Source organism: Colwellia sp. MB02u-10, from assembly GCF_014077185.1.
Lineage (GTDB): Bacteria > Pseudomonadota > Gammaproteobacteria > Enterobacterales > Alteromonadaceae > Cognaticolwellia.
This window is the reverse complement of sequence record NZ_JACGVK010000104.1, coordinates 349,919-367,278: the sequence shown is the minus strand read 5'-3', so window position 1 is coordinate 367,278 and position 17,360 is coordinate 349,919. Positions and strand designations below refer to the sequence as shown.

Annotated in this window: 7 protein-coding genes and 2 pseudogenes; 4 read left to right on the top strand and 5 right to left on the bottom strand. The window is 37.7% G+C overall.

Annotated features, from left to right (window positions below; all coding sequences use genetic code 11):
* Window positions 1-3 precede the first annotated feature (3 nt).
* Entirely contained in the window at window positions 4-4,053 is a 4,050-nt protein-coding gene (locus tag H4J59_RS05585; protein ID WP_182237509.1) for a hypothetical protein, read from the top strand.
* A 134-nt stretch (window positions 4,054-4,187) separates the two neighbouring features.
* Here H4J59_RS05585 and H4J59_RS05580 read toward each other — a convergent pair whose 3' ends face one another.
* The 3 genes and pseudogenes from H4J59_RS05580 to H4J59_RS05570 all read right to left on the bottom strand — a co-directional run bounded on the left by H4J59_RS05580 (window position 4,188) and on the right by H4J59_RS05570 (window position 6,381).
* Window positions 4,188-4,712, bottom strand: coding sequence for a YgjP-like metallopeptidase domain-containing protein (locus H4J59_RS05580; RefSeq protein ID WP_182237507.1), 525 nt, complete (start codon window positions 4,710-4,712; stop codon window positions 4,188-4,190).
* Window positions 4,713-4,958: 246 nt separating this feature from the next.
* A pseudogene (locus tag H4J59_RS05575) lies at window positions 4,959-5,357 on the bottom strand (YgjP-like metallopeptidase domain-containing protein); the annotation flags it as partial.
* Between the two features lie 451 nt (window positions 5,358-5,808).
* Window positions 5,809-6,381, bottom strand: a complete 573-nt coding sequence (locus H4J59_RS05570; protein ID WP_182237503.1) for a TetR/AcrR family transcriptional regulator — start codon at window positions 6,379-6,381, stop codon at window positions 5,809-5,811.
* A gap of 146 nt (window positions 6,382-6,527) precedes the next feature.
* On the opposite strand from H4J59_RS05570, the gene H4J59_RS05565 reads away from it, so the two are divergent.
* Both H4J59_RS05565 and H4J59_RS05560 read left to right on the top strand, forming a co-directional pair.
* A complete protein-coding gene (locus H4J59_RS05565; RefSeq protein ID WP_182237501.1) occupies window positions 6,528-7,574 on the top strand; it encodes an efflux RND transporter periplasmic adaptor subunit in 1,047 nt (348 codons plus the stop codon).
* Window positions 7,574-10,615 (top strand): efflux RND transporter permease subunit, encoded by a 3,042-nt coding sequence (locus H4J59_RS05560; protein WP_182237499.1) that lies wholly within the window; start codon window positions 7,574-7,576, stop codon window positions 10,613-10,615. The genes H4J59_RS05565 and H4J59_RS05560 overlap by 1 nt, the downstream gene beginning before the upstream one ends.
* Window positions 10,616-10,933: 318 nt before the next feature.
* On the opposite strand, the gene H4J59_RS05555 is transcribed toward H4J59_RS05560, so the two are convergent.
* Window positions 10,934-12,862 (bottom strand): sulfotransferase, encoded by a 1,929-nt coding sequence (locus H4J59_RS05555; protein WP_310733162.1) that lies wholly within the window; start codon window positions 12,860-12,862, stop codon window positions 10,934-10,936.
* A gap of 371 nt (window positions 12,863-13,233) precedes the next feature.
* Window positions 13,234-15,912, bottom strand: coding sequence for a TonB-dependent receptor (locus tag H4J59_RS05550; RefSeq protein ID WP_182237497.1), 2,679 nt, complete (start codon window positions 15,910-15,912; stop codon window positions 13,234-13,236).
* Between the two features lie 614 nt (window positions 15,913-16,526).
* Here H4J59_RS05550 and H4J59_RS05545 point away from each other — a divergent pair.
* Window positions 16,527-17,324, top strand: a pseudogene (locus H4J59_RS05545) (efflux RND transporter permease subunit).
* Window positions 17,325-17,360: the final 36 nt, after the last annotated feature.

The window sequence follows — 17,360 nt, the reverse complement described above, 5'->3', positions numbered from 1 at the left end:
TTCATGTCTCAGACTTTTTATCTCAGCAGAACACTTTTCAATGATAATCAGAGCTATACAGAAGAAGAATTACTTGCTGTTTCAAGCTACATTATCATTTTAGCTGAACCAGGTGCAGGGAAGACCGAACTATTAAGTAGTCTGGCTAGGCAGTTAGGTACAAAAAAAACAACGGCAAGTGTATTTAGTTATCTAGGAGCTAACAGTATCGGATCACCCTTGGTCATAGATGCTTTTGATGAACTAGCTAAAGTAGATAAAACAGGTATTCATAAGCTTTTAGTTAATGTTGCAAATGCAAAGCCTACATGTTTGATAGTGTCTAGTCGATCCAGCGAATGGGATAGTTCAGCTACGAATACTTTTGAGCAGTTTATCGGACATAAACCAACTGTAGTCAGGCTTTGTGAGTTTAATGAATCTGAGCAGCGTGAAATATATCATCATCATACCAAGCTGAATTCTTTTGACGAATTTCGATCTGAAGTTACTCGGTTTTCATTAGAACCACTTCTTCCAAACCCACAATTTCTTAAATTGTTTGCAGATGGTTATGTAGAAAGCAACGGACACTTTCCTGATAAACGATCAATTTTCACTCTCGCTATTAAAAGTTTGGCGAGAGAGGTAAATGCTAGTAATAACGCTAGTGAGGCGTTATCTAGTAGTCAAAAAATTGAATTAGCTTCGGAGGTCTTTGCCAAACTTTTGTTGGCAGGGGTAGAAGGTGTAGGTATAAATGAAGTAAATGAAAATAGAATGTTCCCATTCATAGGTTCCCTCATCAGTAATGATAGAAGTGTAAGCAGTATTCTATCTACTCGACTTTTTAAGCCTGGAGATAATCCTGATCAACATAGACCCGTGCACAAAATAGTTTCTGAATACTGTGCTGCCGACTATCTTACCAAACGTATTTCTTCCCCATCAGACTCGTTGACTATGGATCATTGCCTAGCCGTCATTGCTCCAAACAGCACTGTTCGCGATGAGTTAAGGGGCTTACTTGGATGGATGGCATCACTTGGATTTAAAGAAGTTGAAGAAGCGGCAATTAAGGTAGACCCATACGCTGTTCTTGCTAATGGGGACCCTTCCCAATTAACTTCTTCGTCAAAAGGTAAGTTGTTATCTAGATTGAAGGATATTGAGGCCAAAGACCCTTACTTTAGGCGAAGTGACTCTTGGCGTAGGTTTAGCGTTGCAGGCTTCTTTACTCCTGAAGTTATAAATGAAATTAGACCAATAATACAGGCTGGAAGTGATGGTGATTTACGAGACTTATTACTAGAACTATTGGTTGATACAGGTGCTGTATATTTGTTAATTGACGAGTTAAGGGCTGTATTATTATCTTCTTCAGAAAATATGCAGACAAGAATGTTAGCTATCAACTGTCTTCTTAGTTCTCAATGTTATAAACCTCGGTTGGACTTAAGTTGTTTAATTGACGAAGCTAGCAACTCATCACTACATCTTGCTTCAAAAATAATTGAAACACTTGGCCCTGAAACATTTACTGTCGAAGATCTGGAAACCTTTTTACGAAATTGTGCGAACTTATATCCGAGTAAAGAACAATATATGTCTCGAACTCTAGCTAGTCGGTATTTTGTAAAACGTTTTATATCTCATCTAAAAGAAAGCCAAACAGAGTCGCTGTTAGACACTTTAAGTAATGGCTTAAAGTGTGATTGTAAAAAATCTGCATATGAATGTGAATGTAGGGCTGGAATAAGTAAAGTAATTGGTTCTTTGTTAGATAATTATTTCGAATTAGTTAACCCTTCTTATGACCCCATACAAGTCTGGAATTGGGTAAAAAACTTAAATTTCACAGGTCAAAGAAACACTCAAGATATTAAGTCGGTAAAAGTACTGCATGAGGATATAACGCTACGACAAAGGATTATTGCGCATGTTTTCGGCGATTTAACAGATCGTGAACTTATATTTGATACAAGAATACACACCTTCGGAGGACACTACTCACATGCAGGGCTTGGCTTGAGTCTAGCTGACTATAGATTTATTGTGGACTTGGCATTTGAACGGAATAACACTCAATTATGGGCAAGTTTCTTATCACAACATTCACATAATTATTTTTTAAATAAAAAAGCTCTCGATATTTTACGAAAACAGATGAGAAAACAAGCAAATGAGAAGCCCGAATTTATGAGTAGGTGGGCATTGCAGAGTAGACAGCTTTCTAATCAAGCTAAACATGAGGATAGAAAGTGGAATGCAAAACATCGTCGTTCAATGAGACGACGTGATATCCGTAAATTACAAATTAATGCCGAAAACATAAATTACATTCAAGAAAATAGAAAGTTGATAGAAGAAGGGAAACACTTTGGGTATTTGGAACGTTTTGCTTATTTGGTATTAGACAATCCAGAGGAGATTGAAGCCGATTTTGGTGATGAAGTATTAGTTCGTACTTCCTTAAGAAACTGCTTAGAGTTTATTGAACCGATTATTCCTAACTTGAAAAAACTTGCTGAATTACAGTGTGAATCAAAATATTTACTGGCCGAAACTGTCCTTTATGCTGCTTGTATAGAAATCATACGCGATACTGGGAATTTAGAAGAGGTTAATCCCTCTTTACTATTTGCGTTGAGAACTAATTTAAATATTAGCAATAAAGCCGTTAGTCAAGAGGAAGTTAATAGCATTAAATCTGAGATTGATCGCTTACTTTTTCCGAATGTAGAGGCAGCTGAAAAATTCCTTCGAGAGTATGTTGAACCTCAGTTGAGCATCCCAACGTGTGCCCACCCTGAAGTTGGGCTATTAAAGCACGATCATATATTCAGTCCGTTGCAAGAAAAGTTATCAATTGATTGGCTTATCCGATTCGAGGACATTACATATTATACACTTGATATACTTTTTGAAATTGCTGCTCAATTTGGAAATCGTCAAGATCTCAATCGTATTATTTTAATGCGTTGTTCTCAGCTTTTACAAGATAAACCTGCGCTAATAGATGATGAAGTTTTTGAGCAAAGACAAAAGTTTTGGTTTATAAGGGCGTTTTATTTTTTAAGCATAGAGCAAGCAGAGCCTTACTGGAACTACCTCAAGCTCGAAAAAAGCTCGATATTTTTATTTGATAAACGATCAAGTCGAATGAATCGAAATGATCATCCAAATTGGCCAAATCTGACATCAAATAATATCCTTGCGATTATGCAAGCCTTCTTTTCAGATTGGCCCAAAGTTGAATTACCAAATCAATGGGGCACAGGAAGTCCTTCAGGAGAAAAAGCATATCGTTTTTTAACGGGTATAATTTGGCAAATTGGAAGTGATGGCCCTGATGATGCACTACCAGTACTTTCCACTCTTTTAGCTGACCCTTTATATATAGATATGCATAGTTCATTGAAAAGTATACAAGCGGAACAGTTAAGAAAAATGGCACTGCGAGATTTTGAACCTCCGTCTTCACAACAAATTTGCGAGTTATTAGATGGCAATGCAATAGTGACAGTGGAAGGGTTGCGACAATTAATTATTTCAGAGTTGAAGAACTATCAAAAAGATATTGATGGTGGTGAATTCAATGCAGCGAATCGTTTTTATAGGTTGAACAAAAAATCTGGTGATGAACGTCTAGGAGAAGTCGAGTCTGTTGAGATTATTGCAGAAAGGCTGAGTTTACGCCTCCACCCTCAAAATATCATTATTACCTCTGAGCACCAGACTCAAAACCAAAATCGGATTGATATTACTGCCGCCAAGATTATTGATGGCAAAAGACGGTTACTTGTAATTGAAGCAAAAGGGCAATGGCATCCTGAGCTATACACTGCTGCATCGACTCAACTTTATGAACGCTACTCAATTCACCCTGATGCAGAACAACAAGGAATATACCTTGTTATTTGGTTTGGTCCTCATGAAAAGGTTGCAAATAAAAAGGGACACAAAATAACAAATGCAAAGGAATTGAAAGAATCAATTGAAACTAAAATCCCACCAGATATAAAAGGATTTATTGATGTTTTTGTATTGGATATTTCTAAAGAAAAACACTAACCGTAATTTATGATCTTGCAACTAAGTTTAGACGAACTAATTCATCTAATGTAGATAGCATGGAGTTAAATTTTTCTTGTTCTTCAATATCGTTAGATCTATGTGACTCTACAATTATTGTCATTTTATTTACATTAATAAATTTGACCTTTTAATTCTAGTTGAGTTAGATATAAGCGCATCTCAAACTCTAACTGATGGTAGTCTGGTAGCATATATTGGCACAGTTGGTAAAATGCTTTATCGTGTGGCTTGATCCTGATGTGAGCTAACTCATGAACAACGATCATTTCTAAGAATACTTCAGGTGCCGTTTTGAAAATATCACTAATTCGTATTTCATTTTTACTTTTTAACTTATTTCCCTGAACTCTTGAAATAAATGTATGCAAGCCCAAAGCATTATTTACAACATGTATTTTTTTATCGTAAATAATTTTACTTAATGGGGAGGACTTTCGTAAATGAGTATTCTTTAAGTTCATGACATATTCACGAAGCATTTTATCATTGTTAATATTATGTACTTTGGGATGTTTCTTAAGTAAAAAGTGACCTAATGTATCTTGTTCGATCATCGTTCTGATTTGATCTTGTACTTCAATTGAATATGAAGATAAATACTTTAACGGAGCTGATTTAACTTTAGAAGATGGCATTTTCGGTATTTTTTAAGCTTAGATAATCGAATAAAGAAAATTGTACCTTACTTATTTTTATTCTGATAGTGATAACGACCTCGTCGTTGAGGGTTAAGTCAAACAAATTAATCTTTATTTCTATTTCGGAAAAAGATGATCGGGTATATTTTTGTTTGTTTGATAAGCTATATAATTAGCAATGTTGACCTACTCTCACTATACATAAGTTGACAACATTTAGCCAATAATCGGTTGTTAGGAATAGTTATGCTCTTTTTCTTTCAAATGGGCCAGTTCATGCACTACGATCATACTTAATAGCGCTTCGGGTGCTCGCTTGAACATGCTACCAATACGAATTTCGTTTTTACTTTTTAGTTTATTGCCTTGTACGCGCGAAACATAAGTGTGCAAACCTAGCGCGTTGTTAACAACATGAATCTTATCATCGTACTTTACTTGACTAAGTGGGGCTGATTTTTTTAAATATTGTTGTTTTAACGCGATGGAGTATTCGCGTAATGCTTTATCAGTAGTGACTTCATGTGGCGCAGGAAATTGTGCCAATAAATAGGCTTTTAAGTTGTCTTCCTTAATAAGCTGTGCGACTTGCTGCTGTATATCAATAGAGTAATGAGATAAATACTTTAATGGTGTGGCCATGTGACTAAATAGGTTCTTTATTGTTGATGGTTACGACTATAACAATAGTTTACGCTATTATAATTTAACTATTCATTGTTTTTTATTAAAATTTTTAGCGCTATTTATTGGAATATCATTATTACTCGGCCGTTCAAGGTAAATGCCAACAGCACAATCCGATATACCAAGGATTAAATCTTCCTCGTTTCAAACGTACAGTGCCGAAGACTTTTTTAAAACACGCTTGGTATTTGGCTCTTCAATTAACGCCTCAAATAAATATTTAAGTTTTTTACAGGCATATTGATGCAGTTAGTTACTTGAATATAAAGTTCACACTAAAAATAGCGAAGCTAAAGTTCGCTATTTTATCTCTACTGAGCATTAGGCAGAATGAGTCATTTAATTAGCCAGTTTTGGCGAGATAAAAGCTAATTATAAATAGAGATCTTTAAGGGAGAAGATAGCGCTAAAGTGGTGACGTTGATGCTTTAAATATCGCCATTAAGTTTTCTACAAAGGTAGTATTTTTGTTATCTGATACCGATACCGTGATGCCAAATGGTGCAAAGTGTAGCGTTTCAGCTAATGCTGATGCGGACAAGCCTATTTTACTTAATGTTAAACGATTTGCAGAAATTTCTTTTTCAATTCTTAATTGGATACTATTTTTTATTAAGTTTTCTTCTGCTTGAATAAGGTCTTTGCAAAATGCCTGACCAGCGTGTATTAAATTAGCCCTAACTAAACTACTGGATACGTGAGTGAATAAGCCTTCACATCGTTGAATAATAAGCACTTGGGTTTCCTGCCAAAAATTAATTTCTGACTTACTGTAGACATTAATCAATATATTATGTTGTTGAAAATGTTTTTCAACAACAGCTCTAAATAACAGCTCTTTTGATTTAAATTGTTTATGTATAGTCACACGCGATATGCCAGCATAACGACTGACCATAGAAATATTTGCGGTATCGTAGCCGTGCTGAAAAAAACAATCCATAGCGGCACTTAGTATTTTATCGGTAGTACTTGGCAAATTATCTGCTCTTACTTATTTAAGTATCGACATATTAACGTGAGTGGTTACATTAAACAACAAGTTTACACTAGTTGTTAATGTGTAAACCTGTGTTATGATTCGCTTACTTATTTTTATAATTTAACTTATATTTTGGGATTGATGTGAAGCGAATTTTTATGCTCGGAGCCGTTATTTTACTGCAAGCTTGTTCTGAACCAACAGAGGTCACAAAAGAGGTTGCACCTGTCGTGGTTCAACTCACCAGTGCCCGGCTAACAAATTTAGTGAATGACTATGAATTTCCAGCCACAGTGTCGGCGGTGAAGAGTGTTGACCTTAAATTTGAAGTATCAGGACGTCTAATTTTTGAGAATCTTGTCGAAGGTAGTGAAGTTAAAAAAGGTCAAGTTTTAGCTAAAATTGATCCGAAACCTTTTCAACGTAAAGTGCAAGAAAGCCGCATTCTTTATGAAGACGCGCAACGAAATTTAAAACGCATTAAAGATGTTTTTGAAAAGAATGTTGCATCGCAACGTGATTACGATGAAGCAAAATCTCAGTTCTCAATTACTAAAATAGCATTAACCAATGCCAAGCAAGATTTAAGTTACTGTACGATAAGAGCCCCATTTGATGCTGTTATTGGTGCTAGATACATTGAAAATGATAGTTTAATTCGTACCGGAGATTCACTGGCTAATTTACAAGATAGATCAGCGCTTTATTTTACTTTTGAAGTACCTGAACGAATTATGACCGCCAATGCTGGTAATCGCGATGTAAAAGCAACTGCTCATATTATTGGCCAGGAAGATAAGATATTTGACATACGTTATGTTGAACATAAAACCACGCCTGATCCCATTACTCAAACCTATGGCGTAACCTTTGCACTTGATGGTGAAATTGCGAAATCTTTTTATCCAGGCTCGCGAGCCATTGTTAACATTACACAAAATAATAGTCACTCACAGGCATTAATTATTCCATTAAGTGCATTAGTCGGTAATAACGACTCGGGCTTTAGTGTCTGGCGCTTTAATCAAGTACAAAATAGTCTGACTAAGGTCAAGGTCAAGGTTTCTCAGTTAAAAGGCGAGTACGCCATGATTTCTGTGGGATTAAGTCCTGATGATAAAGTGGTTTCTGCCGCAGTGGGGCAAATGCGTGAGGGGCTAATAGTCAGAGAATATAAGGCGACATATTAATGGATATTGCACGTTATTCGTTGACTAAGCCCATTAATATTTGGCTTATGGCGATATGTTTTATTATTGGTGGCATTGTTGCTATGGGCAAAATAGGCCGCTTAGAAGATCCCGCCTTTACCATAAAAAAAGCCGTTATCTTTACCTATTATCCGGGGGCAAGTGCGGAAAAAGTTGAAAAAGAAGTTACTGAGCAAGTTGAAATAGCGCTGCAGCAAATGTGGCAATTAGATACGTTGAAATCAGTCAGTAAACCCGGTTTATCCCGAGTAACCATGGAAATAAAACCACATATTGATGGGCCACTATTACCCCAAATTTGGGACGAACTACGCAAACGCCTTAGTGATATTGAACACGACTTGCCACTTGGTGCTAGTGCTCCAGTGGTTATCGACGATTTTGGTGACGTTTATGGCATTTATTATGCTTTATCTGCACCTGACTTTAGCGCTAATCAAATGCGCGAATTTTCCCGTATAATTCGTCGCGAAGTGCTGACCGTTGACGGGGTTGCTAAAGTAAAAGTTGGCGGTATTTTAGAAGAAGAAATTGTTGCCACCATTGATAGCTATCAAATTGCCGGTTTAGGGCTTTCTTTTCCTGATATTCAAAAAGTACTGGCGAATAATTTAAAACCCTTTAGTGGTGGTAGGTTATACGTTGGCGATAAAAAAATCAGGATCCCAGTTGAAAGCTCGACCAATAAAATAGCAGAGATAGAAAACCTCTCTATCGTTATTCCGGGCAAAAATGCCTCAATAAAGATAAAAGATATTGCTCAGCTCAGTATTGAACCTGTAGCTATCCCAAGTGGCTTAAAACGCTTTAATGGTGAACGTGCGATAACCCTAGCGGTATCGGCGCAAAGTGATATTAATATCGTTGAAGTTGGTGAGGAAATTTCCGCTAAGCTGGCTGAAGTGCTCGCTAAATTACCGGCGGGTATTCAGTTATCTTCTATTTATAACCAAGCGAAAATCGTTGATGAATCAGTTGACGGTTTTATCTTAAATTTGGAAATTTCAGTTGCTGTAGTGACCTTAGCGCTTTGTCTATTTATGGGTTGGCGTTCGGGCATTGTTGTTGGTGGCACTTTATTGATCACGGTATTAGGGACTGTCTTGATCATGTGGCTTTATGATTTACAACTACAACGTATTTCACTAGGAGCTTTGGTTATTGCCATGGGAATGCTGGTTGATAATGCTATTGTGGTAGCAGAAGGTATGATGCTGCGCATGGATAAAGGTAAGTCGGCAATGGAGTCTGCCAGCTTTATTGTTAAACGCACACAGTGGCCATTACTGGGCGCTACAGTTATTGGTATAGCGGCGTTTTCGGGCATTGGTTTATCAGATGATGCCACAGGAGAGTTTTTATTTTCACTGTTCGCCGTCGTACTAATATCTTTGCTGTTAAGTTGGATACTTGCGGTAACGTTAACTCCTTTATTGGGTAAATACTTTTATCAAGTGGGTGATAAAGCAGGTGTAGAAGCGTCGCATTCATTATTTCATCAAGCTTATTTAGTTGTTTTACGTAATGCTTTGCATTGGCGTGGTGTAACCTTAGGGTTATTGGTGGTGATTACGATTAGCGCCTACGCAAGTTTTGGTTATATTAAACAAGGATTTTTCCCTCCTTCAAATACCCCAGTGTTTTTTGTTCATTACTGGGGCCCGCAAGACTCAGATATTAGAGCCACTGAAAAATATATGAAACAAGGTGAAAAGCTGATCCTTAGCACTGAAGGTGTTGAATCATTAGCAACTTTTATCGGTGAAAGTTCAGAACGCTTTACCTTAGTATTTGCCCCTGAATTACCGAATGAGAGTTATGGGCTATTTATGGTGCGAGCGCATGACGCAGCTGAGATCCCTCGCTTAGCGCAAGCCGTTGCTGATAAATTAAGATTAGCAAATCCTAAGGTAAATTTTTACGCTGAAATCATGCAATTTGGCCCTGGTGCGGGTGCAAAAATTCAGGCACGATTTTCTGGCGAAGATCCCGCTATTTTAAGACAGTTAGCTGAGCAAGCAAAAGCGATTTATTTTGCAGATGGTAACATTCGTGATGTTCGTGATGACTGGCGCGATAAAGGCATTGTTTTAGCACCTGAGTATGATGATATAGCGGCAGGCATTGCCGGTGTTTCAAGGAGTGATTTCAGTCAAGCTATAAAGTTTTATACTGATGGTTTGCAAATAGGGCAATTACAAGATGGCGATTACCTTTATCCGATTATTGCCAGAAATAGTAGCACGAATCCTGATCAATTAGCCGGCTTAGAAAACAGTTTAGTGTGGAGCAGTAGTCAACGAACTTATATACCCTTTAAGCAAGTGAGTGGCAAAATGAACTACGCTAGTGAAGAGCTACTGATTAATCGACGTGATCGTGTGCGAACCATTACCGTTAAAGCGGAGGCCGGTTACAATGAAACTACCGGTGAGGCGTTTAATCGTACACAAGCGAAAATTGCTGCTATTGCTTTACCAGAAGGTTATGAACTTGACTGGGGCGGCGAATATGAATCGTCACGTAAAGCGCAAGCTGCTTTAGGAAAAGGCTTGCCGCTGGGGTTTTTAATTATGTTTATTATCAGTGTATTGCTCTTTGGTAAGGCTAGGCAGCCGATTATTATTTGGCTGATTGTACCTATGGCTGTGGTGGGTGTGGTTGCGGGCTTACTAATAGCAGACCTACCTTTTGGCTTTATGTCGTTACTGGGCTTTTTGAGCCTATTCGGTATGTTAATTAAAAATGCTATTGTGCTATTGGAAGAAATAGACTTACAAATTATGGAAGGTAAAGAAAAAGCCATTGCCATCGTTGAAGCAAGCTTGAGTCGTTTGAGACCAGTTTCACTGGCAGCTATCACTACTATACTAGGTGTTATGCCATTATTATTTGACCCTTTCTTTGCTGATATGTCGGTGACCATTATGGGTGGATTAGCGTTTGCCACTATCTTGACCATGATAGCCGTACCTGTGCTTTACAGTGTTTTTTATAAAATTAAAGTAGAGAAAATATAGCGCAGGTATTTAGCTAATCACTAACGTGTTGACTAAATAAAAAAGTGCAGTGACTATGCCACTTCACTAAGGTTTGTTCCTTAGCGATAAACATAAAAGCGAACATTAACCTGTTCGCTTTTATGTTCAGAATGAAGGGTCAGTTTTTTGTTCCAGACAAAAATTAAATACCGACATCTATGTCGGCAATGTCGTGATCACATAGCCTTTATTAGTCATCTCGGTAATTGCTACTGCATTACTCTAATGACTTATCTAGATAAAAAACATACACGCCGATGTGAAATAACGATGATATGCTCTTTATCTAGGTCAACTTTATTCTATATTAAGTACTTTTTTCAAGGGCGTTAAATAGGGCTCAAAATGTCGCCATTGTTCAGTGGCACTTTTATAAATGGGTTGACGCACTTGCTCAGAGCTTGGGGTTTTAATATTGCGCTTGGTTTTATGAAAATCGACACACGATTGTTCAAACTCTAAGCCACAAAAATCAAGCATTCTTCGTACTTGTGTTTCTAAATCATCAACCACATCTTCATGATTTACCTTTAATACATAATCCGGTAAGACATCATCCCAATGTGCCATCAATTTTAAATAAGCTTGATAGTAACGACCCATGTCTTCAAGGTCGTAACTAAAATCTTGTCCTTCGGCAAATAACTGTTTAAAACCACTAAAACAACAAGCCATGGGCGAGCGTCTAGCGTCAATAATTTTAGCATTGGGCAGTATTAATCGAATTAGGCCAATATGGAGAAAGTTATTGGGCATTTTATCAATAAATAAGGGTGCCTTTTCTCGATAGACTTGAGTTTCGTCAATAAATTGCTGACCAAAGCGTTTGAAATACTCGGGATTAATTTCATTTAAGTTTTTCGGATATTGGGCTTCTTGATCACTTTGACTATGGCTACGGCCTCGTAGTCGTGATGCTAAGCCTAATATATTATGTAGCTCCATCGTGCCGTCAACTTGACTATGTGAAGCCAGTATTTGTTCAAGTAGCGTAGAGCCTGCGCGCGGTAAACCGACAATAAATATTGGATCGGGTAAATTAAGCCCTAAAGTTCCACGGCTCTCAAACAGCTCGGCGGTACAGTATTTAATTTGCTCAGCAACTTGTTGTTCTACTTTGGTGATGTCAAAGCCACTATGAGCATGTTGTAATTTATTGCCTTCTTGGTAGGCTTGAAAGGCTTGGTTATAGTCTTCTCTGTCTTCAAAGGCTTTACCGGTAGCAAAATGTAGTTGAACCTTATCTGTTAGTGCTAAGGCTTTATTATTTTGCTGTGTTTGCATTTGCGCAATTTCTTCATCACTAAAACGGTAGGTTTTAGTATTGGCTAAACTCCAAAAAGCATCCCCATAACTTGGGTTTAACTGATAGGCTTTTTGGTAAGCAGCAACGGCTTTTTCTATGTCGCCTTTAGTTTTAAGCGCGTGGCCTAGCTGCAAGTGAAAGCCTGCAACTTGATCATCTTGCTCTACAGCTTGCTCAAATAGACTTATGGCTTGCTCTATTTTACCTAATCCGGTTAAGGCACTAGCTTTAGCTATCTTAAAGCTCAGGTTGTCAGGTTGTGTAACCAGTAATTTTTCAACTTGCTGTTCTGCCACTTTGTATTTACCTAAACGGATAAGTAAATTGAGGTACTGAGAACGCGCATGAATATGAGTGGGCTCTAATTCAAGGGCACTGGCCAGTAAAAATTCAGCATCGTCATAAATTTTTAGCTCTACCCCAATTTCAGCAAGCAGACACATGCCATCGGTATGGCGTTTATTATTTTGCAAAAAATGCCGACAAATTTGTTCTGCTTTTAATAATTTTCCTTCGTGCATTAACTCAGTTACCGCGAGTAAGGCCGGTGGTAATTTTTTTAGTTTCTCTAACTGATTTGCCGCTTTTTGTACATTTTCTTGTTGCTTCTCGTCTCGGTAAAGGTGAATTAACGCCTGCCAACTAGCGACTAGGCTAGGGTTAAGCTTTACTGCATTTTCAAATGAAATCTTAGCCAGTGTTGGCTCATTTAAGGCTAAATTGATAAAGCCTTGTTCTTGATTAGCGCGGCTATGTTTTTCATCAAGTTTAAGTAATGCATTAATACTGGTTAACGCCTCAGAGGAGGTTTTTGCATAGCGTTGGGCAACGGCAATTAAATACCATAATTCAATTTGGTGTTGTTGGTCTGTGGTCTGTGGTTTGTTTTTGTAGTTGTTTACTTTGTGTAATGGCGTCATTGAATTTTGTTGTTTGGATTAATTGTTGAATTGATTTTAATTGCTCTTCAATAGCAGAGTGGGATATTTTTTCCAATGACTTAGCTCCATGGCAGGTTATACCAAGTTGATTAATTATATGTTCATCGTGAATGGTTAAAATGAAAAGCTACCGCGTTATAAAATTTATAAGTAGCATAACTACTGACTAAATTTTATGCCTAGTATTTATCCATTTTTCCTCATGAAAAAGGTGATCACTTAATGAGTTAAATTGGTAGTATTGTTTTTATTTAAAATTTGTGCTTTTTTTATCAATAAAAAGCCGCTTGATACAGATATCAAACGGCTTTTATTTCGATTTTAATTAGCTTTTAGTTATCATTTAAGACTTAATAAAAGTCGTACGAGAATCTAAAACCAATAGTACGAGGTCTGTTAGAAACCACTTTTGGCGTATTCTGTTGAGTATCAATATATAATATTGCGCTTTCATCAGTTACGTTGTCGATGAAAATCTCAGCTTTCCATTCGTCGTTAGTGATACCAAAGGTTAAGTTAGCCAAAACGTAACTATCTTGGATATAACGACCACCGGCTAAGGTATCCCCGTTACTATCTTGATAATTAACACCTTTATAAACGTCAGCTTCTTTTTCAATACTTAAACCTGAACCTGTGCCATAGATTAAATTAGTGGAGTCTTCTACCATATAAGCATCCATCACCATACCGGCAAGTCTTTCTCCGGTATAACTGATTGAACCGTTAACATAACCTGTCATACCTTGGCCAATTGGATAGAAATACTGGGCTTGTAAATTACCTGAAAACTCAGCTGAATACGGTAATCTACTGCCTTCTGGTGGCGCAATACCATTAAGCTGAGTATTGACTGATGTTAGCTCAGTATCTATCAAACTAAAAGCACCAGAGATGACTAAATTATCCGTTGCTACCCAACTAAAGTCACCATCAATACCTTTAATTTCAGCATCACCGACGTTATCAGTAAATACTAAGAAACTGATATTGGTTGGGTCATATCGTGAGGTTTGCAGATCAGATATTTTTGAATAATAGGCAGTAGCATTGAAGCGTAAGTTTTGATCAAATAAGGTTGATTTAAAACCTAATTCTACGTTATCTAAGCTATCAGTCGTTGAGTACACTGGAATACGGAAACTTTCAAATGCACCTTCTTGGCTTTTAGCCGAACCACCACCAACTCGGTTAGTCACCGGCGGTCTAAAACCTTCTGAGTATGATGCAAATACCATAACATCATCATTAACTTGCCAATCAACTGAAGTTTTGATAATCGTATCATCAATGGTTAACTTGCCGTCACTATCAAGTAAATCAGTTTCTAATTGACCACTGGCGATAGCCGCTTGGATTGATGCTGTTTCCGCCGCTGCTGCCTCTGGAGTCCTACCATCACTGATAAAAAATTCAGTTAATGCTGCATCACTACCGTCACCAAAGGCTTGTAACCTGCCGCTGACATCATCGCCGGTAGTAGCGCCTTTATAAATATCATCAATTTGATACCAACGCGCGCCAAAACTTGCAGTGACTGTGTCGGTAATATCGTACTCAAACTGACCAAATACGGCGATTTGATCTATGGTATGTGTAACATCATTAACAAAACTTACTTCTGAAGGGAAAGGGCCACCATCACTGTTAATGCCATCACTTCCTGCGAGAGTTCTTGCCAAATTAGGAAACTTCTCTGTATTGGCTATTTTGAACTGACCAACAGTTGATAATTCTTGAGAGTCATAAAATACACCTGCCGTGACACGCCAGCGATTTTCAGCCGCCGTGTTGAAACGAAGCTCATGAGTGATACGTGAGGTACTGGTTTCTTCTTTATTAAACTTAGTTGGGTCAAGACATTCTTGTTCTGCTTCAGGAACGCCTGAATAGTTACAAACATAATAAGCAGAAAATGAACCACCATTAGTATAGCCAGTGTAATCAATAGTTGAATTGATATCTCGGTCGAGATACCCGCCAGTATAAACAACGGTAAGTTGCTCAAGTCGGCCTTCTAGTGTCCAAGTGGTTAAACCAAAATCATCATTGTTGTTTTCTGGTGTAAAACGGTTTGTTGATGTCTCACCCTTAAGGTTTGGATCATAAGAAAATACACCTTCGGTATCAAGAGACTGTTGAGTATGTTGAACTAAAAGATCCCAGTCATTATTGATTAAATAAGATAAACCAAAGCGAGCACCGGCATAGCTTGCCGTGTTAAAATTTTCTTCTACTAAAGCAGCATTTTGTGGTGCGGTAACAGAAATATTTTCAGGATTAGTTAATACACCACCAGAAATTCGACTAATAACTTCTGCACTACCGTTATAACCACCTTCACCCGGAACATTGAGCACATTATCTATCCAACCACCTTGGTAGTCGTTGTAAGCAGTAACACGTACGGCCAACGAGTCAGATAAAGACATATTAAAATATGCTTCAACAGAGTTACTCATATCGCCACCTTTGGTGGTACTTGTGCTGGTATCAAAACCTGCAGCAAAACCATCATGGGTTGGCTTGTTAGTAATTATGCGTACGGTACCTGATTGAGAGCTAGCTCCAAAAAGTGTGCCTTGTGGCCCTGGTAAAACTTCTATACGTTCAACATCAGTAGCATAAATATCTAAGTTACGCCCTTGCATGGAAACGGGTTGCTCGTCTAAATAAAAGGCAACAGAAGGTTGTAATGCTTGAACTGATGACAGAGAAATATTGCTTTGCGTAGTTGCCGCACCGCGAATATATATTTCATTTTGTCCAGGGCCAGTGCCCTGAAAAACCACGTTGGGTAAAAATTCTACATATTGATCAAAATTAGAAACGCCAAGTTTTTCTAAACTATCACCTGTTAATGCGGTCACAGTGACGGGCACTTCTTGGATTGATTCAGTTCGCTTGGTTGCCGTAACTTCAATAGTTTCTATTGATGCATTTTGTTTTTTTTCTGTTTCTTCGGCATATAAAGTGCCAGACGCCGCTAGTGCTGTTAACACAGCACAATGCAGCTTAGTGAATTTCATATAAATTTTCCCTTGGTGTTTTATCGTTCAACGGCCAAATATGGTTAGCGTTCTAACTATAAATATAGTTAGTACACTAACTATATTTGACATTTGGCGGTATCCTAACAAAATTTCACATTTTATTCAAAATTATCAGGGCAAGATTATGAGCGTATATAAAACAGACAGTCAGATTTTGTGTGGCATAAACCTTTGCAATTTAGCCCAATAAAGCGCGAATATTCTTATACTTTTGGGGATTTGTATAGTTAGTGCACTAACTATATTTGACATTTGGCGATATCCTAATAAAATTTCACATTTTATTCAAAATTATCAGGGCAAGATTATTAGCGTATAAAAAACAGACAGTCACATTTTGTGTGGCATAAACCTTTGTAATTTAGTCCAATAAAGCGCGAATATTCTTATACTTTTGGGGATTTGAGTTGATAATTGACTTTAAACTATTCTCATGACTTCCCCCCTGTCAAAATTATATAAATGGCTCTTTATTATGAAATAGCGTTATACGGGCGATTGTTTAAACAAGTGACTTTAGTCAAGCCATCAAGTTTTATAGCGATGGTTTGCAAATTGGACAACTATAAGATGGCGATTACCTTTATCCGATTATTGCGAGAAATAGCAACACGAATCCTGATCAATTAGCCGGCTTAGAAAACAGTTTGGTGTGGAGTAGTAGTCAACGAACTTATATTCCATTCAAGCAAGTTAGTGGCAAAATGAACTATGCCAGTGAAGAACTACTGATTAATCGACGTGATCGTGTACGAACTATTACCGTTAAAGCGGAGTCTAGATACAATGAAACTACCGGTGAGGCGTTTAATCGTACACAAGCTAAAATTGCTGCTATTGCTTTACCCGAAGGTTATAAACTTGACTGGGGCGGCGAATATGAGTCGTCACGTAAAGCGTAAGCCGCTTTAGGAAAAGGCTTACCGCTGGGCTTCTTAATTATGTTTATTATCAGTGTCTTGCTCTTTGGTAAGGCTAGGCAGCCGATTATTATTTGGCTGATTGTACCTATGGCTGTGGTGGGTGTGGTTGCGGGCTTACTAATAGCAGACTTACCTTTTGGCTTTATGTCGTTACTGGGCTTTTTGAGCCTATTCGGTATGTTAATTAAAAATGCTATTGTGTTATTGGAAGAAATTGACTTACAAATTATCGAAGGTAAAGAAAAAGCCATTGCCATCGTTGAAGCAAGCTTGAGTCGTTTGAGACCAGTTTCACTGGCAGCTATCACCACTATATTAGGTGTTATGCCATTATTATTTGCCCCTTTCTTTGCTGATATGTCGGTGACCATTATGGGTGGATTAGCGTTTGCCACTATCTTGATCATGATAGCCGTACCTGTGCTTTACAGTGTTTTTTATAAAATTAAGGTAGAGAAAGTGTAGCTTGGGTATTTAGCTAATCACTGAAGTGTTATCTCA

Bases quoted from the DNA above. Each gene is read 5' to 3' on its own strand.
- H4J59_RS05555 (WP_310733162.1), bottom strand. From the start codon at position 12,862: ATGACGCCATTACACAAAGTAAACAACTACAAAAACAAACCACAGACC.
- H4J59_RS05560 (WP_182237499.1), top strand. From the start codon at position 7,574: ATGGATATTGCACGTTATTCGTTGACTAAGCCCATTAATATTTGGCTT.
- H4J59_RS05580 (WP_182237507.1), bottom strand. From the start codon at position 4,712: ATGCCATCTTCTAAAGTTAAATCAGCTCCGTTAAAGTATTTATCTTCA.
- H4J59_RS05585 (WP_182237509.1), top strand. From the start codon at position 4: ATGTCTCAGACTTTTTATCTCAGCAGAACACTTTTCAATGATAATCAG.
- H4J59_RS05550 (WP_182237497.1), bottom strand. From the start codon at position 15,912: ATGAAATTCACTAAGCTGCATTGTGCTGTGTTAACAGCACTAGCGGCG.